The organism is Neorhizobium sp. LMR1-1-1.1 (genome assembly GCF_040675795.1).
Taxonomy (GTDB): domain Bacteria; phylum Pseudomonadota; class Alphaproteobacteria; order Rhizobiales; family Rhizobiaceae; genus Neorhizobium; species Neorhizobium cellulosilyticum.
The window spans coordinates 225,124-247,461 of sequence record NZ_JBEGHE010000047.1; the positions used below are offsets into that span (position 1 = coordinate 225,124).

At 59.0% G+C, this 22,338-nt stretch carries 37 protein-coding genes; 15 read left to right on the forward strand and 22 right to left on the reverse strand.

Annotated elements, in window-relative coordinates:
• Nucleotides 1-33: 33 nt before the first annotated feature.
• On the reverse strand, nucleotides 34-549 hold the full coding sequence (locus tag MRBLMR1_RS24335) for an outer membrane protein assembly factor BamE (protein WP_500066916.1): 516 nt from the start codon (nucleotides 547-549) through the stop codon (nucleotides 34-36).
• A gap of 219 nt (nucleotides 550-768) precedes the next feature.
• On the opposite strand from MRBLMR1_RS24335, the gene MRBLMR1_RS24340 reads away from it, so the two are divergent.
• The 7 genes from MRBLMR1_RS24340 to MRBLMR1_RS24370 all read left to right on the forward strand — a co-directional run bounded on the left by MRBLMR1_RS24340 (nucleotide 769) and on the right by MRBLMR1_RS24370 (nucleotide 6,002).
• Nucleotides 769-1,308, forward strand: coding sequence for a ubiquinol-cytochrome C chaperone family protein (locus MRBLMR1_RS24340; protein ID WP_500066743.1), 540 nt, complete (start codon nucleotides 769-771; stop codon nucleotides 1,306-1,308).
• A 19-nt stretch (nucleotides 1,309-1,327) separates the two neighbouring features.
• On the forward strand, nucleotides 1,328-1,894 hold the full coding sequence (locus MRBLMR1_RS24345; protein ID WP_500066745.1) for a YceD family protein: 567 nt from the start codon (nucleotides 1,328-1,330) through the stop codon (nucleotides 1,892-1,894).
• 145 nt (nucleotides 1,895-2,039) lie between these two features.
• Nucleotides 2,040-3,086, forward strand: coding sequence for a phosphate acyltransferase PlsX (plsX, locus tag MRBLMR1_RS24350; protein ID WP_206826334.1), 1,047 nt, complete (start codon nucleotides 2,040-2,042; stop codon nucleotides 3,084-3,086).
• A gap of 19 nt (nucleotides 3,087-3,105) precedes the next feature.
• A complete protein-coding gene (locus tag MRBLMR1_RS24355) occupies nucleotides 3,106-4,077 on the forward strand; it encodes a beta-ketoacyl-ACP synthase III (protein WP_148145325.1) in 972 nt (323 codons plus the stop codon).
• Between the two features lie 118 nt (nucleotides 4,078-4,195).
• Nucleotides 4,196-4,534, forward strand: a complete 339-nt coding sequence (locus MRBLMR1_RS24360; RefSeq protein WP_139673127.1) for an integration host factor subunit alpha — start codon at nucleotides 4,196-4,198, stop codon at nucleotides 4,532-4,534.
• Between the two features lie 332 nt (nucleotides 4,535-4,866).
• Complete coding sequence (locus MRBLMR1_RS24365) at nucleotides 4,867-5,403, forward strand: MerR family transcriptional regulator (protein WP_183827121.1); 537 nt, start codon at nucleotides 4,867-4,869, stop codon at nucleotides 5,401-5,403.
• Between the two features lie 116 nt (nucleotides 5,404-5,519).
• A complete protein-coding gene (locus MRBLMR1_RS24370; RefSeq protein WP_183827118.1) occupies nucleotides 5,520-6,002 on the forward strand; it encodes a BA14K family protein in 483 nt (160 codons plus the stop codon).
• A gap of 288 nt (nucleotides 6,003-6,290) precedes the next feature.
• On the opposite strand, the gene MRBLMR1_RS24375 is transcribed toward MRBLMR1_RS24370, so the two are convergent.
• The 20 genes from MRBLMR1_RS24375 to MRBLMR1_RS24470 form a co-directional block, all read right to left on the reverse strand.
• Entirely contained in the window at nucleotides 6,291-7,466 is a 1,176-nt protein-coding gene (locus MRBLMR1_RS24375; RefSeq protein ID WP_500066749.1) for a tyrosine-type recombinase/integrase, read from the reverse strand.
• A complete protein-coding gene (locus tag MRBLMR1_RS24380; protein ID WP_500066751.1) occupies nucleotides 7,352-7,657 on the reverse strand; it encodes a helix-turn-helix domain-containing protein in 306 nt (101 codons plus the stop codon). Before MRBLMR1_RS24380 ends, MRBLMR1_RS24375 begins: the two co-directional genes overlap by 115 nt.
• Nucleotides 7,654-7,836: a hypothetical protein gene (locus MRBLMR1_RS24385; RefSeq protein WP_500066753.1), complete on the reverse strand. Its 183-nt coding sequence runs from the start codon at nucleotides 7,834-7,836 to the stop codon at nucleotides 7,654-7,656. Before MRBLMR1_RS24385 ends, MRBLMR1_RS24380 begins: the two co-directional genes overlap by 4 nt.
• Nucleotides 7,833-8,393: a DUF1643 domain-containing protein gene (locus MRBLMR1_RS24390; RefSeq protein WP_500066755.1), complete on the reverse strand. Its 561-nt coding sequence runs from the start codon at nucleotides 8,391-8,393 to the stop codon at nucleotides 7,833-7,835. The genes MRBLMR1_RS24385 and MRBLMR1_RS24390 overlap by 4 nt, the downstream gene beginning before the upstream one ends.
• A complete protein-coding gene (locus MRBLMR1_RS24395) occupies nucleotides 8,386-8,856 on the reverse strand; it encodes an ASCH domain-containing protein (RefSeq protein ID WP_500066757.1) in 471 nt (156 codons plus the stop codon). Before MRBLMR1_RS24395 ends, MRBLMR1_RS24390 begins: the two co-directional genes overlap by 8 nt.
• Nucleotides 8,857-8,944: 88 nt before the next feature.
• On the reverse strand, nucleotides 8,945-9,157 hold the full coding sequence (locus MRBLMR1_RS24400; RefSeq protein WP_500066759.1) for a hypothetical protein: 213 nt from the start codon (nucleotides 9,155-9,157) through the stop codon (nucleotides 8,945-8,947).
• The gene (locus MRBLMR1_RS24405) at nucleotides 9,154-9,378 is read right to left on the reverse strand and encodes a hypothetical protein (RefSeq protein WP_500066761.1); all 225 of its coding nucleotides are present in this window, start codon (nucleotides 9,376-9,378) and stop codon (nucleotides 9,154-9,156) included. Before MRBLMR1_RS24405 ends, MRBLMR1_RS24400 begins: the two co-directional genes overlap by 4 nt.
• Nucleotides 9,375-10,481, reverse strand: coding sequence for a DNA cytosine methyltransferase (locus MRBLMR1_RS24410; RefSeq protein ID WP_500066763.1), 1,107 nt, complete (start codon nucleotides 10,479-10,481; stop codon nucleotides 9,375-9,377). The genes MRBLMR1_RS24405 and MRBLMR1_RS24410 overlap by 4 nt, the downstream gene beginning before the upstream one ends.
• Nucleotides 10,478-11,284 (reverse strand): hypothetical protein, encoded by an 807-nt coding sequence (locus tag MRBLMR1_RS24415; RefSeq protein WP_500066765.1) that lies wholly within the window; start codon nucleotides 11,282-11,284, stop codon nucleotides 10,478-10,480. Before MRBLMR1_RS24415 ends, MRBLMR1_RS24410 begins: the two co-directional genes overlap by 4 nt.
• Before the next feature lie 11 nt (nucleotides 11,285-11,295).
• Nucleotides 11,296-12,396 carry a DNA polymerase III subunit beta gene (gene dnaN, locus MRBLMR1_RS24420; RefSeq protein ID WP_500066767.1) on the reverse strand — a complete coding sequence of 367 codons (1,101 nt, stop codon included), beginning with the start codon at nucleotides 12,394-12,396 and terminating at the stop codon, nucleotides 11,296-11,298.
• 53 nt (nucleotides 12,397-12,449) lie between these two features.
• Nucleotides 12,450-13,364 (reverse strand): DUF2303 family protein, encoded by a 915-nt coding sequence (locus MRBLMR1_RS24425; RefSeq protein ID WP_500066769.1) that lies wholly within the window; start codon nucleotides 13,362-13,364, stop codon nucleotides 12,450-12,452.
• 28 nt (nucleotides 13,365-13,392) lie between these two features.
• Nucleotides 13,393-13,749, reverse strand: coding sequence for a YfdP family phage-associated protein (locus MRBLMR1_RS24430; protein WP_500066771.1), 357 nt, complete (start codon nucleotides 13,747-13,749; stop codon nucleotides 13,393-13,395).
• A gap of 12 nt (nucleotides 13,750-13,761) precedes the next feature.
• The gene (locus MRBLMR1_RS24435) at nucleotides 13,762-14,256 is read right to left on the reverse strand and encodes a single-stranded DNA-binding protein (RefSeq protein ID WP_500066773.1); all 495 of its coding nucleotides are present in this window, start codon (nucleotides 14,254-14,256) and stop codon (nucleotides 13,762-13,764) included.
• Nucleotides 14,256-14,597 carry a hypothetical protein gene (locus MRBLMR1_RS24440; RefSeq protein ID WP_500066775.1) on the reverse strand — a complete coding sequence of 114 codons (342 nt, stop codon included), beginning with the start codon at nucleotides 14,595-14,597 and terminating at the stop codon, nucleotides 14,256-14,258. The genes MRBLMR1_RS24435 and MRBLMR1_RS24440 overlap by 1 nt, the downstream gene beginning before the upstream one ends.
• The gene (locus MRBLMR1_RS24445) at nucleotides 14,597-14,749 is read right to left on the reverse strand and encodes a hypothetical protein (protein ID WP_500066777.1); all 153 of its coding nucleotides are present in this window, start codon (nucleotides 14,747-14,749) and stop codon (nucleotides 14,597-14,599) included. Before MRBLMR1_RS24445 ends, MRBLMR1_RS24440 begins: the two co-directional genes overlap by 1 nt.
• Complete coding sequence (locus tag MRBLMR1_RS24450; protein ID WP_500066779.1) at nucleotides 14,749-15,015, reverse strand: hypothetical protein; 267 nt, start codon at nucleotides 15,013-15,015, stop codon at nucleotides 14,749-14,751. The genes MRBLMR1_RS24445 and MRBLMR1_RS24450 overlap by 1 nt, the downstream gene beginning before the upstream one ends.
• Nucleotides 15,012-15,701, reverse strand: a complete 690-nt coding sequence (locus MRBLMR1_RS24455) for a hypothetical protein (RefSeq protein ID WP_500066780.1) — start codon at nucleotides 15,699-15,701, stop codon at nucleotides 15,012-15,014. Before MRBLMR1_RS24455 ends, MRBLMR1_RS24450 begins: the two co-directional genes overlap by 4 nt.
• Nucleotides 15,702-15,705: 4 nt before the next feature.
• A complete protein-coding gene (locus MRBLMR1_RS24460; RefSeq protein ID WP_500066782.1) occupies nucleotides 15,706-15,891 on the reverse strand; it encodes a hypothetical protein in 186 nt (61 codons plus the stop codon).
• Nucleotides 15,892-15,894: 3 nt separating this feature from the next.
• Entirely contained in the window at nucleotides 15,895-16,125 is a 231-nt protein-coding gene (locus MRBLMR1_RS24465; protein WP_500066784.1) for a hypothetical protein, read from the reverse strand.
• A 103-nt stretch (nucleotides 16,126-16,228) separates the two neighbouring features.
• Complete coding sequence (locus tag MRBLMR1_RS24470) at nucleotides 16,229-16,936, reverse strand: LexA family protein (protein ID WP_500066786.1); 708 nt, start codon at nucleotides 16,934-16,936, stop codon at nucleotides 16,229-16,231.
• 48 nt (nucleotides 16,937-16,984) lie between these two features.
• Here MRBLMR1_RS24470 and MRBLMR1_RS24475 point away from each other — a divergent pair, with 48 nt between their 5' ends.
• Entirely contained in the window at nucleotides 16,985-17,212 is a 228-nt protein-coding gene (locus tag MRBLMR1_RS24475; RefSeq protein WP_500066788.1) for a hypothetical protein, read from the forward strand.
• Between the two features lie 5 nt (nucleotides 17,213-17,217).
• Here MRBLMR1_RS24475 and MRBLMR1_RS24480 read toward each other — a convergent pair whose 3' ends face one another.
• Complete coding sequence (locus MRBLMR1_RS24480; protein WP_500066790.1) at nucleotides 17,218-17,484, reverse strand: immunoglobulin domain-containing protein; 267 nt, start codon at nucleotides 17,482-17,484, stop codon at nucleotides 17,218-17,220.
• Between the two features lie 186 nt (nucleotides 17,485-17,670).
• Here MRBLMR1_RS24480 and MRBLMR1_RS24485 point away from each other — a divergent pair, with 186 nt between their 5' ends.
• The 7 genes from MRBLMR1_RS24485 to MRBLMR1_RS24515 are packed head-to-tail and all read left to right on the forward strand — an operon-like array spanning nucleotide 17,671 to nucleotide 22,322.
• Nucleotides 17,671-18,174 carry a hypothetical protein gene (locus MRBLMR1_RS24485; protein ID WP_500066792.1) on the forward strand — a complete coding sequence of 168 codons (504 nt, stop codon included), beginning with the start codon at nucleotides 17,671-17,673 and terminating at the stop codon, nucleotides 18,172-18,174.
• Nucleotides 18,175-18,178: 4 nt separating this feature from the next.
• Nucleotides 18,179-18,376: a hypothetical protein gene (locus MRBLMR1_RS24490; protein WP_500066794.1), complete on the forward strand. Its 198-nt coding sequence runs from the start codon at nucleotides 18,179-18,181 to the stop codon at nucleotides 18,374-18,376.
• Nucleotides 18,376-18,717: a helix-turn-helix domain-containing protein gene (locus MRBLMR1_RS24495; RefSeq protein ID WP_500066796.1), complete on the forward strand. Its 342-nt coding sequence runs from the start codon at nucleotides 18,376-18,378 to the stop codon at nucleotides 18,715-18,717. The genes MRBLMR1_RS24490 and MRBLMR1_RS24495 overlap by 1 nt, the downstream gene beginning before the upstream one ends.
• Nucleotides 18,717-21,329: a DNA methyltransferase gene (locus tag MRBLMR1_RS24500; protein ID WP_500066798.1), complete on the forward strand. Its 2,613-nt coding sequence runs from the start codon at nucleotides 18,717-18,719 to the stop codon at nucleotides 21,327-21,329. Before MRBLMR1_RS24495 ends, MRBLMR1_RS24500 begins: the two co-directional genes overlap by 1 nt.
• Entirely contained in the window at nucleotides 21,326-21,772 is a 447-nt protein-coding gene (locus MRBLMR1_RS24505) for a hypothetical protein (RefSeq protein WP_500066800.1), read from the forward strand. The genes MRBLMR1_RS24500 and MRBLMR1_RS24505 overlap by 4 nt, the downstream gene beginning before the upstream one ends.
• Before the next feature lie 2 nt (nucleotides 21,773-21,774).
• Complete coding sequence (locus tag MRBLMR1_RS24510; RefSeq protein ID WP_500066802.1) at nucleotides 21,775-21,996, forward strand: GIY-YIG nuclease family protein; 222 nt, start codon at nucleotides 21,775-21,777, stop codon at nucleotides 21,994-21,996.
• A complete protein-coding gene (locus tag MRBLMR1_RS24515; protein ID WP_500066804.1) occupies nucleotides 21,993-22,322 on the forward strand; it encodes a hypothetical protein in 330 nt (109 codons plus the stop codon). The genes MRBLMR1_RS24510 and MRBLMR1_RS24515 overlap by 4 nt, the downstream gene beginning before the upstream one ends.
• Nucleotides 22,323-22,338 lie beyond the last annotated feature (16 nt).

Consider the following 22,338-nt stretch of genomic DNA (forward strand, 5'->3'; position numbering starts at 1 on the left):
CGATCCGCGGGCTTCTGTGCATTCGATGATTGTTTAGTTGCTGAGCAAGCTGCGCATTGCCGCCGCACCTGCGCCGGGCCCGGACCCCCCGGAGAGGATTTGCTGCAGGAAGGTCAGGTCGCGACCGCCGGTTGGCGTGGTGCGCGAGATCGTGTCGAATACCTTGCCGTCCTGGAGCGTGTAGTTCGCCTTGCGCGCGACAACGCCTTCCTTGTTGAGGTAGATGGCGAGAACCGACTGCTCGACCAGCTTCGGCTTCATGAAGGCGGCGGCGCGCTCGCGCTTCTGTGAAATGTAATAGAGCACTTCCGAATCGAAGGTCGCCGTTGTCGATGGCGTGCCCATTGTCAGCAGCACCTGTTCGCGGCTCGAACCTTCCGGGATCAGGGCAAGCGACTTCTGGTCGATCACGTAGCCGTTATACATGGTGTCGCCGATATCCATCGACGTGCAGCCAGCGGCGGTGACGGAAGCGACAAGCACAAGGCTGATGGCGGCTTTATTCAGAAAATTCATACCGTACTCGACAGTCCGCTTCTTCAACGGGATCCCCCAGGTAAACGAGACCGGCGCTTGAGACCGGACTTCTGCTGTTCATCACCATTGTGGCTATTCCGGGGAAGAGAACCCTGCAATGCCAAACCTTTTACGGATCGAACGCATCCCGTCTGCGGCCCCGGCCGAACGGCATTGCAATTCGCGCCTGCTTCGGTAAACCAGCTTTCGTCTCCATGCAACATTGGGCCCGGACATTCGCGGGACTTATCGATGATCTTCGGGCTGTTCAAAAAGAAAAAACACAATCGGGTCATTGTCGACCGGCAATATGCGGCCCTTACCTCGGCTGCCCGCGCGCCTGTGTTCTACACCGATCTTGGTGTGCCCGACACGGTCATGGGCCGCTACGAAATGCTGTCGATCACAATGATCCTGTTTTTTCGCCGGACCGCGAAGTCTCCGACCAGCGGGCAGGAACTGGCGCAGGAAATTGTGGATGCGTTTTTCCAGGATCTCGACCATTCGATCCGCGAGCTCGGGATCGGTGATCAGGGCGTTCCCAAACGCATGAAAAAACTCGCCGGCATGTTTTACGGGCGGCTGGAGACCTATGCCAAGGCGCTCGATGCGGGCGATCTTGGAGAGCTGGCGAAAGGCCTTGCCCGCAACATATATCCGGAAAACCAGTCTGCGCCTGATATGGCGCGGCTGGCCGCATGGATGGCCGAGGCGGAGCGGCATCTCGCTGTAACGCCGGAAGACGATATCGCCCGCGGAAACGCGGTTATCCCGCAGCCCTTGGCCGGCTGAAACGGGAAAGTGAGGAAAGATGAAAAACGACAACAATTCGGCGGGAAAGCCGCCATTCTCCTATCCGGTCAAAGTCGGAAACATTTCGGCCAATGCCGTTACAGTCAAGGTGTCTGCCGATGACCGTGAGCGCAAGGATCTTGCCGAGATATGGCAGGTTCTGGAGGTGAAGTCGCTGCAGGCGGAAGTCTATCTGTCGCGCTGGAAGAAGGACGGCGTGCGCGTCAAGGGGCGCGTCGAGGCCGAGATCATCCAGGCCTGCGTGCTGACGCTGGAGCCGGTCGAATCGCGCATCAATGAAGATTTCGAGCAGATATTCGTTCCCGAGGGATCCAAGCTCGCTCGCGTCGTCGCCAAGGACGCGGCCGAGATGGTGCTTGATCCGGACGGTCCCGATCTTCCTGAGGAATTCGCCGGAGACACGATCGATATCGGCGAGGCGATCACCGAGTTTGCGGCACTGGCGATCGATCCCTATCCGCGCAAGCAGGGCGTCGAGTTTTCGGACCATATCGAGAGCACGGCTGATGCCAAGAGCGATCGGCCGAACCCGTTCGCGGCGCTCAAGGACTGGAAAAAAGACTAGGCCTGTTGTAAGCGGCGGCGAAAACTATATTTTGGCCACGATTTCGCCGACAGGGCCAAGCATGAGCATGGCCGGAACGCCGGCGACGACCGCTGGACGGGTTTAATGGCCGGTCCGTTCGGTCGAAGATAAGGATCAGATACGCGTGATCAGAATTTCTGTGGATGCCATGGGGGGTGATTTCGGTCCCGAGGTTGTCATACCCGGTACTGCAAAGGCTCTCGAACGGCACCCCGAGGCGACCTTCATCATCTATGGGTTGAAGGCCGAATGCGAGCCGTTGCTGGCCAAGTATCCGAAACTGCGCGACCGCTCGATTTTTCACGAGTGCGAAGTCGCCGTCTCCATGGACGAAAAACCGAGCGCAGCTCTGCGGCGCGGCCGTTACGTTTCATCCATGTGGCGCTCCATCGAGGCGGTGAAACTCGGAGAGGCGGATGTCTGCGTTTCTGCTGGAAACACCGGCGCCCTGATGGCCATGGCCAAGTTCTGTCTGAGGACGATGGCCAATATCGAGCGCCCGGCAATCGCCGGCATCTGGCCAACCCTCAAAGGCGAAAGCATTGTTTTGGATATTGGGGCGACGATTGGTGCTGACAGCCAGCAGCTTCTCGATTTCGCTTTGATGGGCGGCGCCATGGCGCGCGCCCTGTTCGAGATCGACCGCCCGACGGTTGGCCTTCTCAATGTCGGCGTTGAAGAGGTGAAGGGACAGGAAGAAGTCAAGGAAGCCGGCCGGTTACTGCGCGAGGCTAACCTTCCGACGATCGCCTACCACGGATTTGTCGAAGGAAACGATATCGGCAAGGGTACGGTCGACGTGGTCGTCACTGAAGGTTTCACCGGAAATATCGCGCTGAAGACAGCTGAAGGCACTGCCAAGCAGATCGCGACGCTGCTTCGCGAATCGATGTCCCGCACATTACTTGCCAAGATCGGCTATCTTTTGGCTAAACCCGCGTTTGACCGGCTGCGTGAGAAGATGGATCCGAACAAGGTCAATGGCGGCGTATTCCTTGGCCTTAACGGCATCGTTATCAAAAGCCATGGCGGCACCACTGCCGATGGTTTTGCCGCGGCGATCGATGTCGCTTATGACATGGCGCGCAACGACCTGAACGCGAAGATCGCGCAGGATTTGACACTTTATCATGCCAAGCATCAGCCTCCGGCTGGTCCTGAAGCTGCATGACGACAGGATGTGATTGAGAATGATCCGATCAGTAGTTCGCGGTTATGGGGCAGCGCTCCCGAAACGGGTAGTGACCAATCGTGAGTTGGAAGACATCGTCGATACGACCGACGAATGGATCGTCCAGCGCACCGGCATCACGCAGCGTTATATCGCTGGCGAAGGCGAAACCACGGCCTCGCTCGGAGAGCAGGCTGCACGCGCAGCGCTCGACAATGCCGGCCTGACAACGGACGACATCGATCTCATCCTGGTTGCGACCTCGACGCCGGACAACACGTTCCCGGCAACGGCTGTCGACATCCAGCGCCGTCTCGGTATGGAACACGGTTATGCCTTCGACATGCAGGCCGTCTGTACCGGTTTTGTCTATGCGATGGCGACGGCCGATCTGCATATTCGCGGCGGCATGGCACGCCGCGCGCTGGTAATCGGCGCTGAGACCTTCTCGCGTATCCTAGACTGGAAAGATCGCACGACTTGCGTTCTGTTCGGCGACGGTGCGGGCGCACTCGTGCTCGAGGCCCAGGAAGGCGAGGGGACCATGAGTGATCGTGGCATCCTGACGGCCAAGCTGCGCTCTGATGGCTCCCACAAGGAAAAACTCTATGTCGACGGTGGGCCGTCCTCGACCGGAACGGTTGGCCACCTGCGCATGGAAGGCCGCGAGGTCTTCAAGCACGCTGTCGGCATGATCACGGACGTTATCGAAGGCGCGTTCGAAGCGACTGGAACAACAGCCGAGGATATCGACTGGCTTGTCCCGCACCAGGCCAACCGCCGTATCATTGATGCGTCTGCCAAAAAGCTCGGCATTCCGCCAGAGAAGGTTGTCGTGACTGTGGATCTTCATGGAAACACGTCCGCTGCATCGATCCCGCTCGCACTTTCAGTAGCGCTTTCGGACGGCCGGATAAAAAAGGGCGATCTGGTGATGCTCGAGGCGATGGGCGGTGGATTTACTTGGGGTTCTGTTCTCGTTCGCTGGTAGGAATGCCACGGCCTTCCGGAACAAATAACTGATTGGCGACAGGTGCTTGACCCTGATCGCCAAGCAAAATAGTCTTGTGTGGCTTTGACGAGATCAATTTGCAAACTGGGCGGGGATCATGGCCGGAAAGACAGTGACGCGTGCAGACTTGGCGGAATCGGTATTTCGCAAGGTTGGGCTCTCCCGGACTGAGTCGGCGGAGCTCGTAGAGACAGTAATTGATGAGATCTGCAACGCGATCATTCGCGGCGAGGTCGTAAAGCTTTCCTCCTTCGCGACCTTCCAGGTCCGCTCGAAAAACGAGCGTATCGGACGTAACCCGAAAACCGGTGAGGAAGTGCCGATTTCTCCGCGCCGGGTCATGACCTTCAAGGCTTCCAATGTCCTGAAGCAACGGATCTTGAAGTCCCATACCAGCCGCAAGGCCAAGCAGAAGTCTGCGGCTCCGGTCGCCTGAGCTTGAAGCAATTGAAGCCAAACTAGGCACGGGTTTTCCGTCCGGAATTGCGTCAAGATAAAGAGATAGAGCGATTTAGCGTTTTGAAGAGAAGCGGAAACGCTCTGCATAAGCTCCTGTTTTATCTCATTCCTGTGAACATGCTTGAATCCTTGCTCTCAACCCATTGAGATAAGTGGGAATCCGAGCGTAGTCTGTCGCATCGTCACGAAAGCCGGAATCGGCATGCGATACCAGGATTATGAATCGTCACCCGGTTGTTCTCGCGTCAGATCTGAAGCGAGGTGGCGTGGCTTGGGTCGGCTTCACGGCCGCTGTTTGGAGGTTTGAGCGTGGACAAGAGCCCGGATGCATTCCGCACGATCAGCGAAGTCGCAGATGATCTCGATCTGCCGCAGCACGTTTTGCGCTTCTGGGAAACCCGTTTCACGCAGATCAAGCCAATGAAGCGTGGCGGTGGTCGTCGTTATTACCGGCCTGAGGACGTCGAGCTACTGAAAGGCATCCGTCATCTGCTCTACGATCACGGTTATACGATCAAGGGCGTGCAGAAGCTTCTGAAGACGAATGGCAACAAGTTCGTTGCGGCCATCGCCTCGGGCGATGTTGCCACCATGGACGCCATTATTGCCTCAAGCAGCGAGAAGCACGCCGAGCCGAAGGTTGGAGCAACCGAGGAAGATCAGGTTCTGGGACGGCCCAAGGTCAAGCCCAGCGGCCGCTTTTTCGGCTTCGGTTCATCTGGGGACGACGGCACTCCGGAAGTGTCGATCGGAAAATCGAGTGTGGGCAAGGAAGATCGCGCATTGCTGCAGGAAGCGCTGTTCGATCTCCTGGAATGTAAGCGGTTACTGGACCAGGTACGCTGAAACAATCAACGCCGGTCACCACAACTATATGTGATCACCCGAATTTTACTGTTCACCTCTGGTTCAGCACGCAAATCAGATCATTTACCTCAGGGAGACATTCCGAGGAGAATGAAATGAAGAAGAAACTTGCAATTATCCTGGTGTCCGCGGTTACCGCATTGACCGGCGTCGTACCGGCCAATGCATTTCCGATGGTACGCGCCCCTTCGGTTCAAGCCTCACAGCAGGTTGAGAAGGTTCAATGGCGTGAAGGCCGTCATGACTGGCGACGTTATGGACCACGTTATTCCGATCGCCGCTGGCGTGACGAGCGTCGCTGGCGTGATGATCGCCGGTATTACAGTGACCGTCGCTGGCGTCACCATCGTCATCACGGCGGCTCTAATACAGGTGCGATCATTGGCGGGCTTGCTGCCGGTGCTATCATCGGCGGCGCACTGGCCGCGCCTCGCTACGCTCCGCCGGAGCGCCGTTATGTCGGCGGCAACAGCCATGTGAACTGGTGCTATGCTCGCTATCGTTCATATCGAACATATGACAACACTTTCCAGCCCTATAATGGTCCCCGCCAGCAGTGCTACTCGCCCTATCGTTAAGGTGCTCGATCTTTCCGCGATTACCGATGCCGCTCCGTCCAACGGGGCGGCATTTTTTATCGGGTTGAAAAAAGGGGAGTTGCGATTTACCGGGAGGAGCTGTTGTTGAGGTAGGCGGAAAACGCAAGAGCCTGCCCTTCGACGATGCCATCGTGCGAAGCGCAAGAGAGAAAAATCCAACTGATTTTAGATGGGGGATAATTGGTCGGAATGGCGGGATTCGAACCCACGACCCCTTGACCCCCAGGAAAATACGCAAAGTCCGAATTACGCAACCACAGCAGTAGTTTACGCGGCACCTCGCTTTTGTGTTCGGGACTTTTTCCGGGACTGTGTGTCACTCTTTTGTTTTTCGTGCAAGCCCTCCATCGCGGCCGCTACCTCTTCATCGAGCACGTGCGCATAGCGCGCGGTCGTCTTCAGGTCGGCGTGATTGAGCGCTTTCTGGACCATCTTCAAGTTGCCGGTCTTCCGCAGGAGTTTGGTCGCGACGTCGTGGCGGAAATCGTGAAAGCGCAAGTCGACAACGCCTGCATCTAGCCTCAGCTTTTTCCACTGCGTCTTCAGGCCTGAATAAGTTACCGGGTATCTCTGCCCGCGGACGCGAGCCTCGCCGTCGCCCTTGTAGGAAGCGTCGGATTTTCGAGCGCGCTGCGCCTGGTAGGTGAAGACGAATTTGGGATGATTGCCCATCAGCGGCTTGAGGATCTCGCGCACCGTCGATGTGATCGCCGTTTTCACCAATCGGTCGCCTTTTCCGCTTCTGGTGATCCACCCAGTCTGCCAATTGACCATGGACCACTCGATCAGGCATTCGTCGAGACGCAAGCCCGTTGCGCGAGCGAAGGCAAATATCGGCTCGTAGTCCGATCGCATCTTGGCGTCGAGAGCGCGGCCCTCTTGGTCGTGAACCTCGCGGATCCTCTCCTTCGGCTCCGACAGGAAGTGATCTCGCCACGACGGCTCGCCCGGGAAGGTGTACTTCCAAGTTCTCTTCGCACGTGTAAAAAGCTTCTTCAGCACAAGCGTAGTTGAGCGGTTGACCGTCGCGGCCGAGACGAACCGCATCGGCTTGTCGTCCTTGGTTCTCTCGCGACCCCAGGCCGTCTGGGAGCGGCGCCACTGAACGAGCTTAGCAACGTCGGCGTCGGTGATGTCGAGGAGAAGCTTCTCCTGGCCGAAATACTCAATCAGCCTCGCGAGGTCGGTGGATGTGGTGTCAGAATTTGCATGACGCTGTCCCACCTCGAGCCAGTAGCGATCGGCCGCTGTGTTCAGGGTGAGAGGGCCGCTGCCAGAGTCTCGAGCTGCGGCCTGGTGCGCTTTGGCTTTCGCCCGCTCTTCCCGCTCTACTTCTTCCGCTTTTCGGCGATTAGCTGTGCCCGTCGTTCCATGAAACCGATGACCTCCGACTTGGAAGTCGAAGTGGTAATTCGGCGAGTTCTTGGGCTTGTAGACGGACATTTTCGCATCCTGCGGCGATTGATGAAGTCGAGAATATCTTTGCGGTCGAAGGCCATACGCGGCCTTTTCTTGCCGCTGCCCTTCGGAATGAAGGCAATCTCACCTGCATCGACGTGTTCGCGCAAGACCTTGACGCTGATCGTCAGCATCTCGGCCGCTTCGGAGGGGGTAAGAAGATCGAGGTCGGTCACAATTTTCCCTCCTTGTTTTTGCGTAAGGCGTTGCGGCTGGTGACCATGCTGTAGCCGTCGGAAAATCGGACAGCGCAGCTGTTCATCGATGTCCCGCGAACGGTGACCTCGCAGGGCTGTCCTTTGCGGCTCTGACGGTTCCAGCGATAGATGTATGGAAGTGGCGTGGCGGTCGTCATGACGCTGATTTCCAGATGATGGCCGGCTGATCCCAAGCCATGCGATGAGCGCCTCGCGCCAACGGATGCTTCGGTGCGCCTGACGCGGTAGTGCCCCAGCACCAGAGATCCGGATACGGTGCGATGCCTGACTGAATTTCCTCAACTACGTGGTTGATCCAGTCGCTGTCCCAGGCAATTCCTCCCCAGCAAACGAACACCTTATGAGCTTGCTTCGCCTTGGCGACGACGTGCGGGAGGTTTACAAAATGAAGGTCATCTCGAACGTCCCACGCGCCAGAACCGATCGTTGCCACTAACTGGCGGCATTTCTTCGGGCTCGATGTGATGAACGGATAAAGGTTCACCACTTCGTAGCCGCCAAAGCCGAACTCTGTGAACCATCGTGTCCACCAGCGCGATGTAGGATCTTCCTTCAGGTGGCTTGCGTCGGAGGGATTACAGCCAATAACCAAGGCCCGCGGGCCTGGTCCCCACGATCGACTGAGGGAGAGGCGGCAGTTCTTGCCATGAAAGACGGCGTCGAGCTCGAGGCCTCGACCGAATAGGTCAACCATCGAACAATCCTTTTTGCTGGAAGGCGTCGGCTCCGGAAAGCGGTGCAGGTGCAATTGAGCGAGGGCGCCAGTCGAAGAAACCGAGTGCGCCTTTGACCGGAATGAAGTCAACAGCTTCAGAGTCCTGCAGAACTAGGCCGCGCGGACCGAAAAACCACGGATTGTCGAGATCGGAAACCACATCGACGATCGTCGTAACGCCGACAATGCCGCCCCGCTGTAGATCCTCGAGAATCGGTACGTCGGTAATGCCAAGGCTCCAGATGAACCGGCGTGCGTCGGAATATTCGTCCCGCGTCATCCCGGCCGAGGCATGGATGCAGACGCGGCCGCGAAATTTTAGGCCGGGGTTAGAAGGTCTCCAATCGCGGTTCTCGACAGGCTTTCCGGCGTGAAGGATGGCCCACGCCCAAGGTTGCCGAATCGACAGGGCCAGTTTCGGGAGGTCGGACGGGAACGTCACAGCCAGATCCTCCAGAAGAAGAGCATCGCCCCGAACCACATGGCGATCGAGCCGGCGAAGATTGCTATCCAGTTACAAAGGCGACGCGTCATAGGCATGCTCCTCGGATTGCTTCGCGTTTCGCCTCTGCCATGGTGTTGACGCCTTCCGGCGAATAGCCGTTGTAAAGGTGCCCGCCATCCTTCCAGCGAACGCGGATGTAGAATTTGTGCTGAGGGTAATCGTGGTCGCGCTCGATCTCGATCGTTGCGCCTTTGTGGGTGCCGCGAAAATAGCCGCGCTCTTTAACGAGAATTCTCATGGCCGTGGTTCCGCCGGTTCTCGCGGCCATGTGCGTTCGATAAAGCCGATCAGGGCAGTGGCATCTTCCATCGCCCATGATGGCCCGAACACGGCACGGCAAACCTCGTCCTGGTGCTTCGCCTGAGACCACGGCAGATTGCTTTGGTCCCAACCGGACCAAAGCGATAGCGTCGACCCCACCTCCCTCGTCTGGCGGGCGGGGTTCTGGTTGTCGGTCATGCTGCGATCCTTCCATAGACTTCGGCCAGGGCGCGCTCCGTGCGGAGGATCGCCAGCCCTATTGCTTCGGGGATTTGCGGGACGACGGCGTCTCCGAACGCTTCGACGATGAGACTTGCTGCAGAAGTCCCTTTTGGAGTGCCGAGCGCAATGCGCGTGCCAGCCACCCAGGCGGAAAGCCCATCATCCAGTTGTAGGTGACCGGCAAGCTCATCGATTGACCAGTCAGCCCGCCACTCTGCAGGGTTGCCGCGATCTCCCGGGCATACTGCCATTTGTCGGACGCTCGATCCGTCATCGCCCCATCCAGCACCGCGTCCATCGTGGGTGATTTGCGCTTGTCGTAAGCTGGCGACCATGCATCCATCCGCTTGTCCCGCTTGGTCGGGGTCGGAAGGGTTTCGGCAAGTATCATGCGGAATGGATAGGTCGATCCCGCCCCGCCGCCGGCTCCGTCTTTCATCCCGTCCGACGCCATAGGGGTCGGCAGCATGCTCTGCCGGATCATGGTCTTGGTGGTCGGGCGATACGGCCCAACCCTGCCTGCTCCACCGCCCTTGTTGCCGCCACTGTTGCCCGCGATTGGCGTCGGCAACTTGATCGAGGTCGCATCCGATGATCCAGCTCCTGGGGCGCTCGTGGTTGGCTCCAACGTCTCCAGCACGAACCACGAACGTCCAGCAGGCGTAGCCGAGTGCTTCCAGCGCAGCGAGGACGGCGTCAGCTCCCCGAGTTCGGAGATTAGAGCTGTTTTCAAAAGCGAACCAACGAGGGCGGCATTCTCCGACGAGGCGGACCGCATCGAAGTAGAGGCCGCTGCGCTCGCCTTCGACGCCTTTGCCCTTGGTGTTGGCGCTGCTGATGTCTTGGCACGGCGGGCTTCCGACGATGGCGTCGGGAAGGCCGTGACCGTCCCGAATAAGTCGATCTGCTGAAAGGGTTCGGACATCATCGTAAACCGGCACTCCCGGGTTGTTCTGGGAATAGAGGGCGCGCCGCCATTCGACGAACTCGCAAGCGGCCATAGTGGTGAAGCCTGCCCGATGCATACCGAGCGACCATCCGCCCGCCGCGGCGCTGAAAAGATCGAGGACGCGGATCATTCTTCGCCCCGCAAATGTGGTGAGGTCGATGGAACCACGTCCGGTTCGTTGTCGTAAGGGACGCGGCTGGAGAAGGCCTCCAGCGCAGCATCGAGCGAGGCACTCTCGTCGCTATCGTCCATCGCAAGTTCCCAGAACTCACGAGCCGCGATGACAAGGTTGATCACGTCCTGAGGCAGGCCGTCCGTTTGTTGCTGGGGCGCGGCATAGGCCGGAAAAGATCCGAGCCGCGAAGGGTTCTGCAACGCCGCCAGGCCTTCGGCAGGGCCGTTCTTAAAGTCGGGCATGCGCGAGACGTAGAACGCCGGCACTTGTGGTGAGGGCGTCGGATCGTAACCCAGATCCTCCAACACGGCGTCGGCGTGTTCTGGCTTAGGCGTTATGCGGCCAAGCCCGTCCCGCCAGACTTCCGGTTTCGATTGTGGTGAGGACGGAGATGCGAGGGCGCGTTCTGCGACTTCACGCGCATAGCATCCAGCGCGGTTCCACTCGATGGTTGCGATGTCTGAACCATCCTTCTCTCTAAAACTGGCTATTTCCTCCAACGCTTTTCGAAGTGGGTCGCCCCGCAAATGCTGCGAGGGTGATGGGTCGGACGGCAAAAAAATAGGCGGTGCGGACAGGATCAGATCAATGTGGCTCACTACGACACTGTAGTCGGAGGCATTGATGAACCTGATGTAGTCTTTCGCCTCAGCGAGAACGTTACGATAGTCCTCGACCGAGAATGGTCCATGCAATGCATCGGAAACCGAAAGGGTGTCGGCGCGCCTGGCCGCAACAGTCTTGGCTGCTTTCAACATATCGTCTCTCCTCACACACGCATCGGCATCAGGACGATGAGGTTTTCGGCGTGGTCGCCGTCGGCAGCCATCACGGCGGGTGATCCCGGTTCGCCGAGCATCATCCGGATCGTGCCTTCGCCAAGCCGGTCGAGGGCTTCGGCCATGTAGCGACCGTTGAAACCGGTCTCCATCTCGACATCGCCCTCGAAGGCGACCTCGTCTTCGGCGTTGCCGGCATCAGGATTGTTTACGGTGAGCTTCAGAGTGCCCTCTGCGAAGCGCAACTTGACGCCGCTGCCTTTCGAAGAGACCGTCGTCACGCGTCCGAGCGCGGCCGAGAAAGGCTTGGCCTCAAGCTCGATCGAACGATCGTGTGACGGGATGACGCGCTGATATTCGGGGAAGGTGCCGTCGATTAGCTTCGACAACAGAACCATGTCGCCAATGATCAGGCGGATCTTGGCGTCGGACACCTGAAGCATGACATTGCCGTCCTTCGGCAGGTGCTTCATCACTGTCTCGACAGTCTTCTTCGGCACGATGATGCCAGGCATGTCCTGCGGCACGTCTTCGGCCCGGACGAACTGCTTTGAAAGGCGATGCCCGTCGGTGGCAACCAGCTTGATGCCGGTCTCGGCAGGATGGAAATAGATTCCGTTCAGGTAGTAACGAGTCTCTTCCGTCGAGATGGCAAAGCTGACCGATGCCATGGCCTTTGCGAGTGCCTGAGCGGGCAGCTCCAGCACGAAAGGAAGATCCCCCATAGCCATGGATGGAAAGTCGGAGGCGGGCAGGACCTGAAGCCGGAACTTCGAACGACCAGCCTTCACCGTGACGGCGTTCAGTGCGTCGTCTTCCTCGGTTACGACGACATCGACGCCATCAGGAAGCTTTCTGATGATGTCGCTCAGAAGATGAGCCTGCACCGTGAACGGTTTGAATGTGGGCATTACTTCGGCGCGCAATGGGATGGTTGCTTCGGTGTCTAGATCGCTGACGCGTGCGGATAACTGCCCGCCGGCATTCTCGATTAGAACATTCGACAGAATAGGGATTGTGTTGCGGCGCTCGACAACGTCGCTCACCAGCTTGAGGGCATCGGCAATGGCAGATTTCTTGGCGGTGAACATGGCAATCCCCGGTGAGGTGGTAGGCGGCGCGACGGGCGCCGCCTGAGTGGGTTTCAGGCCTGCATTTCCGGCTTGCCCTGGAAGGCAGGCAGTTCGGTTGCGGCTTCTGCGCGCGAAAGCGAGCGCTCAACTTCCTCGGTGATGTACTGATCCGGTCGGTAGAGCTGGTAGAACCAGACGAGGGCGCCAGCCTTGACGCGGTACCGGAGACGAACGGGGATGCGGACGGCCTCGCCGCGGAAGAACGGCGGCAGTCTGATGATGAAAAGGCTCGGAACGTTCAGCTTCTGGCCGTTCTGGTCCCTGTGCTCTTCCTCGAATGTGATCTGAGCCTCGCCAGAAGCGAGGGTCACCTGGTTGACCACGCGGGTTTCCGCGTTGACCTTAAGCCCGCGGGACAAGGTGAAGATCTCGTTGGGGTGAGCGACACGGCCGCCGAGCTTTTCCTGCCAGTCCACAGCCTCGGCCTCGTGGGGGGTGGCTAGTTCCGCGATACGGTCTTCGATAAACTCGGCGAATTCTGCCTGACCCATCGGCTCGCCGTTGAACTTCACCCACGTCTGCCACTCTTCAGAAAGCGGGAACGGGTAGTGCACCCGATGTTTGCCGTTGTTTGCCGGGCCGCCGCTTACGTTGTCATGATAGTCGATCACGCCGGTCAGGGATGGCTTCTTCCAGTCGATGTCGGCAAAGATCGCGCTGTGCTCGGTCTTATGCCGGTCGACGAGATCGATGAAGCTTTCGAGCGTGTTGACGACAGCGGTTCCGACCTTGCGGTCCGGCTTCTGTCTCCATTCATCAAACAGAGACTTGACGCTGCGCGCCTGGCCGTTGGTAGAATCGAGAAGGATCGGAATAGACTTCGGAAGGCCGGGAACTTCCGGCGGATCGATGTTGATGGTGACGACGTCGGCCTGGTGGGCGAGGTCGGCAATAGCCTTCACGGCAGTTTCGGATAGCTGATCCATACGGATAATCCTTCAGGCTGGAGAGTGATCAGGAGGTGAGGGTGGAGCGGTTGCGATCGATCTCGCGCGGACCGCCGAACATGTCGTTTTGCTGGGGATGCTCGGTCGACAGGCGGCCGCCTTCGACGACCCAGTAGACCGAGGTCTTGCGCGGCAGCTTCGGCATTTCCGGAGGGGCAAGCTCTGCGTCGATCTCGACCATGCCGTCCTTTACGGCCAGCTTGATCGTCAGCTTCATCTTGCCTTTGAATGTCGTCTTAGGGCGGTCGTTGGACAGCTCGAGCAGCTTCGCGAGCATGTCCTGAAGCATGGCAGAGGCTTCGTCGTTGAGCTCGCCGCCCTCCAGCATTCCCATGAGGGACTGCACGTCTCGAATGAGTTTCATCTTCTCTCTCCGTTAAAAAGGAATGTCGTCATCAAGATCCGGCGAGCGGCCGGAGGACGATGATCGTTGCGTGCTGGAGGATGCGCCGGCGGCGCGTTCCGGGTCGTAGCCGTAATCTTCGGCGCCATTGCCGCCCTGCTGGTAGCCTGAGCCTTGGGCTCGATCGAGCAGTGTCAGCGTGCCGTTGAAGGCCTGCAGGACGATCTCGGTCGAGTACCGATCGTTGCCGTTGGTGTCCTGCCACTTGCGGGTCTGAAGTTGACCCTCGACATAGATCTTCGAGCCTTTCTTCACGTACTGCTCGACGACCTTGCAAAGGCCTTCATTGAAGATGACGATCGAGTGCCATTCGGTCTTTTCCCGGCGCTCTCCGCTGTTCTTGTCGCGCCAGGTCTCGGACGTCGCGAGGCGAATGGTGGCGATCGGCCGGCCGTCCTGGGTTCGGCGGATTTCGGGGTCGGCACCACAGTGACCGAGCAGAATGACCTTGTTAACTGAGCCGGCCATTACGCAGCCTCCGTCGATGAAGGCTCGGAGGGAACCGGCCAGGTCAGAACGATGGCGATGAAGGCGGAGGCCAGCATCAGGCCTGCACCCGGCTGGGTCATGGCCCTCTGGTCGCCCTCGACGATGCGCTCGCAGAAATCGAGCACGGCCGCGAGGTTGACGGGGTCGACAGCGGTTCCACCGTCTGCGTCCATCAGGGTGACCGCGCCTGACGAGAAGGTCCGCTCCAGCGGGCTGTAATCCTTGCGAACACCGCCCGTCAGCGTGCCACCTTCATCGGTCAGGCAAAGCTTTCTGCCGGAAAGGGCGAAGGTCTTGATCGGGGTGACATGAACTTCCATCAGGCAGCCACCTTTTCGCGGATGAGCTTCACCTTCGTGATGATGCCGTCGTACTTGCGCTTGGCGATCTTCGTCGCCTCGCTGCTGTCCTTCGCATGGATGTTGAGCTTGTGACCGTCCTCGAAGTGGACGCGGAAATTGAAGCCGCTCATCACGCCACCTTCCTTTCGGCAGGAACGGTTTCCGCGCTGGGCGCCACACCTGCGGCGGCGTTGACCAGCGTCACGATGATGGTGCTGATAGCCTTCACCTGCTCGTCGTCGCGTTCATTGTTGACGTCGACGACGAACACGTCTTCACCATCCGCGTCCTGCACGCAGCCGACATCGTTGGTGGCGACCCTCAGGGGGAGTTTGACTTCGAGCGCATCGAGGGCGACACGCAGGCTGTTGAGCCTGGAGAGAAAATCGAGGTTCATGCGCGGGCTCCCCGGTTGATCGCCGCAAGGGCGGAATGACGTGCGATGGTCTCCGCCCCGGCCAGCTGATGCAGCAGGCCGGCAAACTCTTCCTCGGCCTTGGCCGGTCCCCAGATGCGGATCGAGCCGACGGTCTTTGGACGTTCGGAGTGAGGAAATTGCGAGGCGGCGCGCTGCCCGAACAGGTCGATAGCTTCGGCGCGACACATGCGATCGTCCATGTCCTTGACGACGCGCTTCTGGCGCGCTGTCCAGAACTCGGGAAGCGGCAGCTTGGCGGCACTATAGATCGCCGTATCCCATGCTGCCTTGAGTGCGGCGATCGCGAAATCGATCGTGTCGGCGTGCTGGCGGCCATAGGCATGCGCCAGGCTGCAGGACAGGAGCTTTTGCGTCGGTCGGATGATGTCGCCGACGGCCCATTCATGCCCGTCATGGAGCAGGAATAGCGCTGCTTCCATTGCCGTGCCGCGCTCGTTCAGGATCGCCTTCGCGCCCATAACGGAGTGCTGCGCGACCGGGATGCCTCGCCCATTGAAGCGACGGATACCGGCAAGCGCCTTCGCCATTTCGACGAAGCAGACGCTTATGGCCGCCGGGGAGGCGAGATCGAAGACCGTACCGTCGGAGTTGAAGCTCCAGACCGGTTCGGCGGCAAGAGGATTGATGACGGCCGGTGCGTTCAACGGATCACACCTTCGTTGCGGCATAGAAGGCGATCGCGAAAACGACGCTCGCCGACATGACATAGGCAAGTGCCCGGTTGTAGGTGGCAACGCACTCGACGATCCGCGATTTCAGCTGCGGATCGGCTTCAATACGCAGCAGACGGGCCTGAAGATGTGGGTTGAGGGCGGTGATGACAGCGGTTGCCATAGATCAGGCCTCCGCAATCTGGCGCGTCGACTGGCGGCGGGCCATTGCCACGGCCTTCGGGCCAATGCGCTTGACGACATCGGCGGAATAGCCGCGCGCTGCCAGCGTCTCGGGCGATACGTTCTGGCCAGCGAAGGCCAGTTCGCGCATGTCATCGGCCATGCGCTCGGCGATCGAGCGAAAGCATGGCGCGGGTGCCTTGGGGGCAATCTCAATTTTTTGGAAGCGGATCATCGCTGCATCTCCATTTCGGGATGCAGCGAAAGTTATTCGGGAAAAATCCCGACGTCAATAGTGTTTTGGGAAAAATCCCGAAATTGCGTCTTCGCTCTTCGAATCAGAAGAGCGTTCGGCGGTAGGTCCCTGTCACCAGCCCTTTGACGATGATCTCTGTTCCGTCATCACCTTCCGGCTTGATGGGCTGATGACGAGGATTAGAGCTTTTTGGGACCAACATCTGGATGCCGTCAATGCGTTCGACAGCCTTCAAGGTCATCTCGACGAGTGGGCCATTGTGCCGCTCGACATGCACGAACATGCCGTCTTTTAGCGACATCCCGCTGTCGATCATATCAACGCAGGTGACGTAGCTTCCTTCGGGGAATTCTTTGTCCATAGAGTCTCCCATTACGGCCAGAGCGTACTGCCGCGCGTGTGGAAAGCGTGGGTCGCGAGCGACTGGAATGATTTCGCGCTCCACATCATCGTCGATGATGCTTCTGTCGACCCAGTTTCCAGCCTGTATTTTGCCAACCACGTCGAGCCCTCCGACCGACTTGACCCGTTTCAAGGGCTTGTCGTCATCGCTTTGGCCGTAGAACCAGTCTGTCGTGGTTTCCAGGGCGACCGCGAGCTTCGCCAAGTTCTCGGCGTTCGGGCTACGGGTCTTTCCCCTTAGGATGTCACGAACAAAGCTGTCGCCGAGACCTGCCTTCTTGGCCGTCTGATAGGCGTTCAGGCCAAGCATGTCCATTCGGAGTTTTAAGCGTTTTTGTAGGGATGTTTCCATGGCTAATTTTGCCACTTCGGGAAATATCGCGTCCATCGGGAATTGTCCCTTGACTAATCGGGAAAAATCCCGAATAAAAGCCGCATGAAAAAGTTTGTGATCTCCGAAAGCGACGTGAGGACAAGCCTTATCCGGGTTGCGGAGGACTTTTCGTCCGCCACAGGGATGAGCCTCTCCGCCATTGGTATCGCTTCGGTGGGAGACAGCAAATTCCTTGCTCGTGTTCGAAATGGCTCCGGCTTCAATATCAAAACCTACCAGAGGGTTATGGATTGGATTGAAGCCGAGCAGAGTAAGGAGGCTGCCGAATGAGGCTCCTATTGCAGAATTTCATTCACATCCTCTCCCATAATTCGCGGCTCCAGCCGGTCGAGATGCTCCAGCGCCATGCAGGCGAGGGACTGCGTTTCCCGGCTGGGGATCCTCTGCAGGCTTTCCAGGCGAAACCGGACGTGGTCGACGATGCCGGCGCGAACGTTGCGCTCATCGTGAAACTCGCTGCTCACAAGGTGGGTCAGGTCGATGACGATCTGCTCCAGCACGGTGAAGCCGGCGATCATCGAATTCAGGGTGGTATCGGTCATAACTGTGCCTCTCGTCTCGAAGCAGCCTATCGGCGCATCGTTGTTGGTGGCGGACTGGAGCCGCCTGTCATGTGCTGCGGTCCGCCGTGATCTGATGCGCTGACACTCTCAAACTTGAACCTTTCCCACCATGGGAAACGCGCGGGCAATTTCCCGGCGCGGGAAATCTATTGTCTGGAGAAGGCTATGCAGGAAGCATTGACCAACGCCTGGTTTCACAAGCTGAAGGCCGCGAACCGCCTGCTGATCAAGAAAAACGGCGGCATCGAGGATGCGGCTGTCATCTGCTCCCTGTCTAAAAGTCAGGTTGGGCGGTGCCACGCTGATAGCGATACCGAGCTTCTGCCTCTTCCGGCGGTGCTGCGCCTCGAAGCCGAATGCGGCGATCCCTGCGTCACCCGTGTGATGGCCGGTCTCCACGGCTGCAAGCTTACCGACCCCGAACAGATACAGGGCGACGGAACCTGCCTCCTGCGCGGCTCGCTCGATATCGGCGCTGCCGCCAACGAGTACCAGCGAAATGCGTCGGTCGCCTATTCCGATCTGAAGGTGACGGTCGCAGAGGCTCGGCAGGGCATGAGAGATCTGCAGAAGCTAATCGACGAATCTACCGAGCAGATGAGCCGTTACGCCGAGGTGATCGCGAAGGGTGGCGATAACTCGCCGCCGCTCAAGATCGTTGGGGAGTGATCCGGTGCAGAACCTGCAGCGCGGCCCTGTCGACCCCGATCCGGCAAACAACATGGCAGATGTCACGGTCATTCACGTGGTCGACAGCGATCATGGCCCGGTCACCGAATACGGCACGATCGAGGATGTGATCGCCATGGCCGTCATCGAATCTGCAGCTCATGTCAGGAATGCAGGCGCGAAACGGTGCGGTGGCCGCTGATGGATATCAACGCCCGACTTCGCGATGAGAACGCGACGCTGCGCGAGAAGGTGCGGCAGCTTGAAGAAGCTCTCAACCCAGGTATTTCCGCGCCGGCCGGCTGCCATCTTACGCCGTCGGAGCTGGCGATCTTTCGTCATCTGTGCCTGGGCGAGATCACAAACCGCGCCCAGCTTCGTGGACTGCTCTATGCCGATCGTCGCGCCGCTCCCTGTAGCTACAATATTCTCGACGTCTTCATGTCTCACCTGCGCCAGAAGATAGCGCCTCACGGTTTCGCGATCGAAACCATTTGGGGCCGCGGCTGGAAGCTCGTGCGTAACCAGGCGGAGGCGTCCTGATGGATTACCAGAGCTTTCTTGCGAACAAGATCCAGATGGCGCCCGAGGGTGGCTTCACAGTCGCCGATTACGAAATCAATCCGATCATGCTGCCGCATCATCGAGCGATCATCATTTGGGCTTGCGCCGGCGGCCGCCGCGCCATCTTTGCAGCCTTCGGGCTTGGAAAGACCGTCATCCAGATCGAACTGGTGCGCATCGTGCTCGCTCGCTTCGGCGGACGCGGCCTGATCGTTATTCCACTCGGTGTGCGGCAGGAATTCCGCCGCGATTGCCAAATGCTGGCGACCGGTGATCATCCGAAGATTACAGATGCGCAGCGAGCAGAACTTGCGGCCTGGCAGAAAGGCCATCCGGAGCGCGTGCCTTCGGTTACGTTTATCCGCTCGATCCGCGAGGCGGGCGAGACCGGCATCTATCTTTCGAACTACGAGACCGTGCGCGACGGCAAGCTCGATCCGCGCGATTTCGGTGTGGCGAGCCTAGACGAGGCTTCATGCCTGCGCGGCTTAGGTGGATCGAAGACGTTTCGCGAGTTCATGCGCTTGTTCGAGGGCGTGCGGTTCAAGTTCGTGGCGACTGCCACTCCGAGCCCGAACGAGTTTATCGAGCTTCTGGCCTATTCCGCGTTCCTCGAGGTGATGGACATCGGTCAGGCGAAGACGCGGTTCTTCAAGCGCAATTCGGAAAAGGCGGACAGCCTGACCATCCATCCGCACAAGCAGCGTGAGTTCTGGCTGTGGGTTGCGAGTTGGGGTCTGTTCGTCGAAAAGCCGTCCGATATCGGCTTTTCCGATGAGGGTTATGACCTGCCGGAGATGGAAATCAACTGGCATGAAATCCCGGCCGATCACGCCTCTGCAGGTGAAGAGAAGAACGGACAGGGCCGGTTGCTGCGCAACGCGGCCGCGTCGCTTTCAGATACCGCTCGCGAGAAGCGTGAGAGCCTGCCGGCTCGCGTCGCCAAGATGATGGAAATCCGTGCCGAGGATCCCGATGCTCATCGGCTGATCTGGCACGATCTGGAAGCCGAGCGGCATGCGATTGAAGCGGCGATCCGCAGCGTTGTGACCGTCTATGGTTCGCAGGACCTCGACCAGCGTGAGCAGGCGATCATCGACTTTTCCGATGGCCGTATCCGGGAGCTTGCCGGCAAGGCCTCGATTATGGGGTCAGGCTGCAATTTCCAGCGGCATTGCTGGTGGGCGATTTTCCTCGGGATCGGCTTCAAATTCAACGATTTCATCCAGGCCGTGCACCGCATCCAGCGGTTCCTGCAGACGCACAAGGTGCGTCTCGACCTGATCTACACCGAAGCCGAGCGGCCGGTGCGAGACAGCCTGCAGGCCAAATGGCGGCGCCATATCGAGCAGAGAGCCATCATGACCGACATCATCAAGGAATACGGCCTTTCGGCTGCTGCCATGGCATCGAGCCTACAGCGCGCCATGGGCGTCGAGCGCATCGAAGTGACGGGAGAGGGCTATTGCCTGGTCAACAACGACTGCGTGCCGGAATGCCGGTCGATGGCTGAGAACAGTGTTGATCTGATCGTCACCTCGATCCCGTTCTCAACCCAGTACGAATATTCGCCGAACTACGCTGATTTCGGACACACGGACGATAACGGCCATTTCTGGCAACAGATGGATTTCCTGATCCCCGAACTCTACCGCGTTTTGGCGCCGGGCCGGGTTGCTGTCATACATGTGAAAGACCGGATCGTGCCGGGCGGTATGACCGGCCTCGGCTTCCAGACCGTCTATCCTTTCGCTGATGACTGCACGGTGGCTTTCCGCAAGCATGGGTTTGCCTTCATCTCGCGCAAGCCGGTGACCACCGATGTGGTGCGGGAAAACAACCAGACCTATCGGCTCGGCTGGTCCGAGCAGTGCAAGGACGGCAGCCGCATGGGTGACGGCCTGCCGGAATATCTTCTGATCTTCCGCAAGCCGCCTTCCGATGCCTCGAATGGTTATGCTGACAAGCCGGTGAAGAAGGACAAGAAGGAATGGGTATCCGGCCCGAATTCCGGCTGGACCAACGACGACGGCTATTCCCGCGCTCGCTGGCAGCTTGATGCGCATGCCTACATGCCGTCATCCGGCAATCGCCAGCTTCGGCCCGATGAGCTTTTGGGGCTTGAGGCTCATCAGATCTTCAAACTGTGGAAGGCTTACAGCCTCGATGCAGTCTATGATTTTGAGCACCATGTGAAGATTGCAGAGGCGCTGGAAGAGCGAGGCATGTTGCCGTCGACCTTCATGCTTTTGCCGCCGCATTCCAAGCATGACGATGTCTGGACGGACGTGACACGCATGTTGTCGATGAACACGCTCCAGGCGCAGCAGGGTCGCGAAATGCACCTTTGCCCCCTGCAGTTCGATATCGTCGACCGCTGCATCGCCCGATATTCGGAGAAGGGGGAAACCGTCTTCGACCCGTTCGGTGGGCTTATGACCGTACCCTTCCGGGCCATGAAGCTCGGCCGCAAGGGCAGGGCCGTCGAACTCAACCCGGCCTATTTCCTCGATGGCTGCAAATATGTCGAAGCGGCTGCACGCGAAATGTCGATGCCGACGCTGTTCGATCTGCTGGAGGCTGCAGAGTGAGCCAGCCGATCCGCCTCGTCATCGTCACTGACTGCCCAGAGCGTGCCGCGCCAGCCATCTTCGGCATGGCGATTTCGCAGCTGCCGGGCTGGGTTCTGGTGATGACCGACTGGCAGACGATTGCCAAGCTCGAAGATGGCACGCCCTGCATGGCTTTCTGGTCTCAGAAGCGAGGCGTCGTCTCGCTGGCGGAGATCACCTGGCGGGAACGGCGGCAGGCCGTCAAGCTCGATGATGATTTCGGCCGGCATTTCGACCGTGTCACGGACTGGCTTGACAAGCGTGACGCGGCCGAACGCGAGATCCTGCGGCAGGCGCTCGCGGAGATGTCGGATCAGGAGGGTGTGATTACGTTCGACGAGCTCGTGCAGGCGCAGGCCGCACAGCGCGCAAGCGAGAGCGCGACAATCAAGAAATTTCCCACCAAATCGAGATGGAGCTGACGATGGGTTTCCACGCCTTCGGTGATTTTGAGATGACGCGTAAAGAGTTTGAGCAGATGCAGCCGCATACGCGCACCGAGATGGCGTTGCTCATTCAGGAGCGGCTTCGTCAGACCGACGACGAGCGGAACCTCCGCCCTGATATGGCCCGCTGCGCCCAGCAGTGCCACTCCTACCGTATTCCGGAGCCAGCTTACGACGCGCTCGAGGCGCTTGCGTCATGAGGGAAAAGTCGAAGCTTTTGCTGATCATTGCGCCGACAGCGCTCCTGTGCCACGCGACTGCCAAGGAATTCGGTCTGGATTTTGGAAAATCCGAGCGCATGCGCTTCATCTCGAACCCTTACCACCTGCGTGGGTGGTCCCGTGGCACGCCGTTCATCGCGCAGGACCGTTTTCGCTGGCCCGAAGATCTCGACCTCGTACTACACGCGCTCACTGCAAAGGGGCAGTTGAGGATTGCGAACGAACGCGATCTCGCCGATTTGCGCGGTACCTTTTCTGTCGCCAGTGAGGCGCGTGGCTTCGAATTCAGGAGCGCGCATCCATGATCCTGACTTGCCACAC

What these genes read in the sequence shown, in the direction of transcription:
- MRBLMR1_RS24370 (WP_183827118.1), top strand. Translation starts at nt 5,520, where the DNA reads ATGAAGAAGAAACTTGCAATTATCCTGGTGTCCGCGGTTACCGCATTG.
- MRBLMR1_RS24405 (WP_500066761.1), bottom strand. Translation starts at nt 9,378, where the DNA reads ATGACCGACAACCAGAACCCCGCCCGCCAGACGAGGGAGGTGGGGTCG.
- MRBLMR1_RS24410 (WP_500066763.1), bottom strand. Translation starts at nt 10,481, where the DNA reads ATGATCCGCGTCCTCGATCTTTTCAGCGCCGCGGCGGGCGGATGGTCG.
- MRBLMR1_RS24385 (WP_500066753.1), bottom strand. Translation starts at nt 7,836, where the DNA reads ATGACGACCGCCACGCCACTTCCATACATCTATCGCTGGAACCGTCAG.
- MRBLMR1_RS24495 (WP_500066796.1), top strand. Translation starts at nt 18,376, where the DNA reads ATGGATATCAACGCCCGACTTCGCGATGAGAACGCGACGCTGCGCGAG.
- MRBLMR1_RS24445 (WP_500066777.1), bottom strand. Translation starts at nt 14,749, where the DNA reads ATGAGCGGCTTCAATTTCCGCGTCCACTTCGAGGACGGTCACAAGCTC.
- MRBLMR1_RS24480 (WP_500066790.1), bottom strand. Translation starts at nt 17,484, where the DNA reads ATGACCGATACCACCCTGAATTCGATGATCGCCGGCTTCACCGTGCTG.
- MRBLMR1_RS24465 (WP_500066784.1), bottom strand. Translation starts at nt 16,125, where the DNA reads ATGATCCGCTTCCAAAAAATTGAGATTGCCCCCAAGGCACCCGCGCCA.
- MRBLMR1_RS24375 (WP_500066749.1), bottom strand. Translation starts at nt 7,466, where the DNA reads ATGTCCGTCTACAAGCCCAAGAACTCGCCGAATTACCACTTCGACTTC.
- MRBLMR1_RS24360 (WP_139673127.1), top strand. Translation starts at nt 4,196, where the DNA reads ATGGCCGGAAAGACAGTGACGCGTGCAGACTTGGCGGAATCGGTATTT.
- MRBLMR1_RS24435 (WP_500066773.1), bottom strand. Translation starts at nt 14,256, where the DNA reads ATGGCCGGCTCAGTTAACAAGGTCATTCTGCTCGGTCACTGTGGTGCC.
- MRBLMR1_RS24510 (WP_500066802.1), top strand. Translation starts at nt 21,775, where the DNA reads ATGGGTTTCCACGCCTTCGGTGATTTTGAGATGACGCGTAAAGAGTTT.
- MRBLMR1_RS24430 (WP_500066771.1), bottom strand. Translation starts at nt 13,749, where the DNA reads ATGAAACTCATTCGAGACGTGCAGTCCCTCATGGGAATGCTGGAGGGC.
- dnaN (WP_500066767.1), bottom strand. Translation starts at nt 12,396, where the DNA reads ATGTTCACCGCCAAGAAATCTGCCATTGCCGATGCCCTCAAGCTGGTG.
- MRBLMR1_RS24340 (WP_500066743.1), top strand. Translation starts at nt 769, where the DNA reads ATGATCTTCGGGCTGTTCAAAAAGAAAAAACACAATCGGGTCATTGTC.
- MRBLMR1_RS24345 (WP_500066745.1), top strand. Translation starts at nt 1,328, where the DNA reads ATGAAAAACGACAACAATTCGGCGGGAAAGCCGCCATTCTCCTATCCG.
- MRBLMR1_RS24355 (WP_148145325.1), top strand. Translation starts at nt 3,106, where the DNA reads ATGATCCGATCAGTAGTTCGCGGTTATGGGGCAGCGCTCCCGAAACGG.
- MRBLMR1_RS24470 (WP_500066786.1), bottom strand. Translation starts at nt 16,936, where the DNA reads ATGGACGCGATATTTCCCGAAGTGGCAAAATTAGCCATGGAAACATCC.
- MRBLMR1_RS24440 (WP_500066775.1), bottom strand. Translation starts at nt 14,597, where the DNA reads ATGGAAGTTCATGTCACCCCGATCAAGACCTTCGCCCTTTCCGGCAGA.
- MRBLMR1_RS24425 (WP_500066769.1), bottom strand. Translation starts at nt 13,364, where the DNA reads ATGGATCAGCTATCCGAAACTGCCGTGAAGGCTATTGCCGACCTCGCC.
- MRBLMR1_RS24415 (WP_500066765.1), bottom strand. Translation starts at nt 11,284, where the DNA reads ATGTTGAAAGCAGCCAAGACTGTTGCGGCCAGGCGCGCCGACACCCTT.
- MRBLMR1_RS24500 (WP_500066798.1), top strand. Translation starts at nt 18,717, where the DNA reads ATGGATTACCAGAGCTTTCTTGCGAACAAGATCCAGATGGCGCCCGAG.
- MRBLMR1_RS24515 (WP_500066804.1), top strand. Translation starts at nt 21,993, where the DNA reads ATGAGGGAAAAGTCGAAGCTTTTGCTGATCATTGCGCCGACAGCGCTC.
- MRBLMR1_RS24450 (WP_500066779.1), bottom strand. Translation starts at nt 15,015, where the DNA reads ATGAACCTCGATTTTCTCTCCAGGCTCAACAGCCTGCGTGTCGCCCTC.
- MRBLMR1_RS24400 (WP_500066759.1), bottom strand. Translation starts at nt 9,157, where the DNA reads ATGAGAATTCTCGTTAAAGAGCGCGGCTATTTTCGCGGCACCCACAAA.
- MRBLMR1_RS24485 (WP_500066792.1), top strand. Translation starts at nt 17,671, where the DNA reads ATGCAGGAAGCATTGACCAACGCCTGGTTTCACAAGCTGAAGGCCGCG.
- MRBLMR1_RS24390 (WP_500066755.1), bottom strand. Translation starts at nt 8,393, where the DNA reads ATGGTTGACCTATTCGGTCGAGGCCTCGAGCTCGACGCCGTCTTTCAT.
- MRBLMR1_RS24460 (WP_500066782.1), bottom strand. Translation starts at nt 15,891, where the DNA reads ATGGCAACCGCTGTCATCACCGCCCTCAACCCACATCTTCAGGCCCGT.
- MRBLMR1_RS24475 (WP_500066788.1), top strand. Translation starts at nt 16,985, where the DNA reads ATGAAAAAGTTTGTGATCTCCGAAAGCGACGTGAGGACAAGCCTTATC.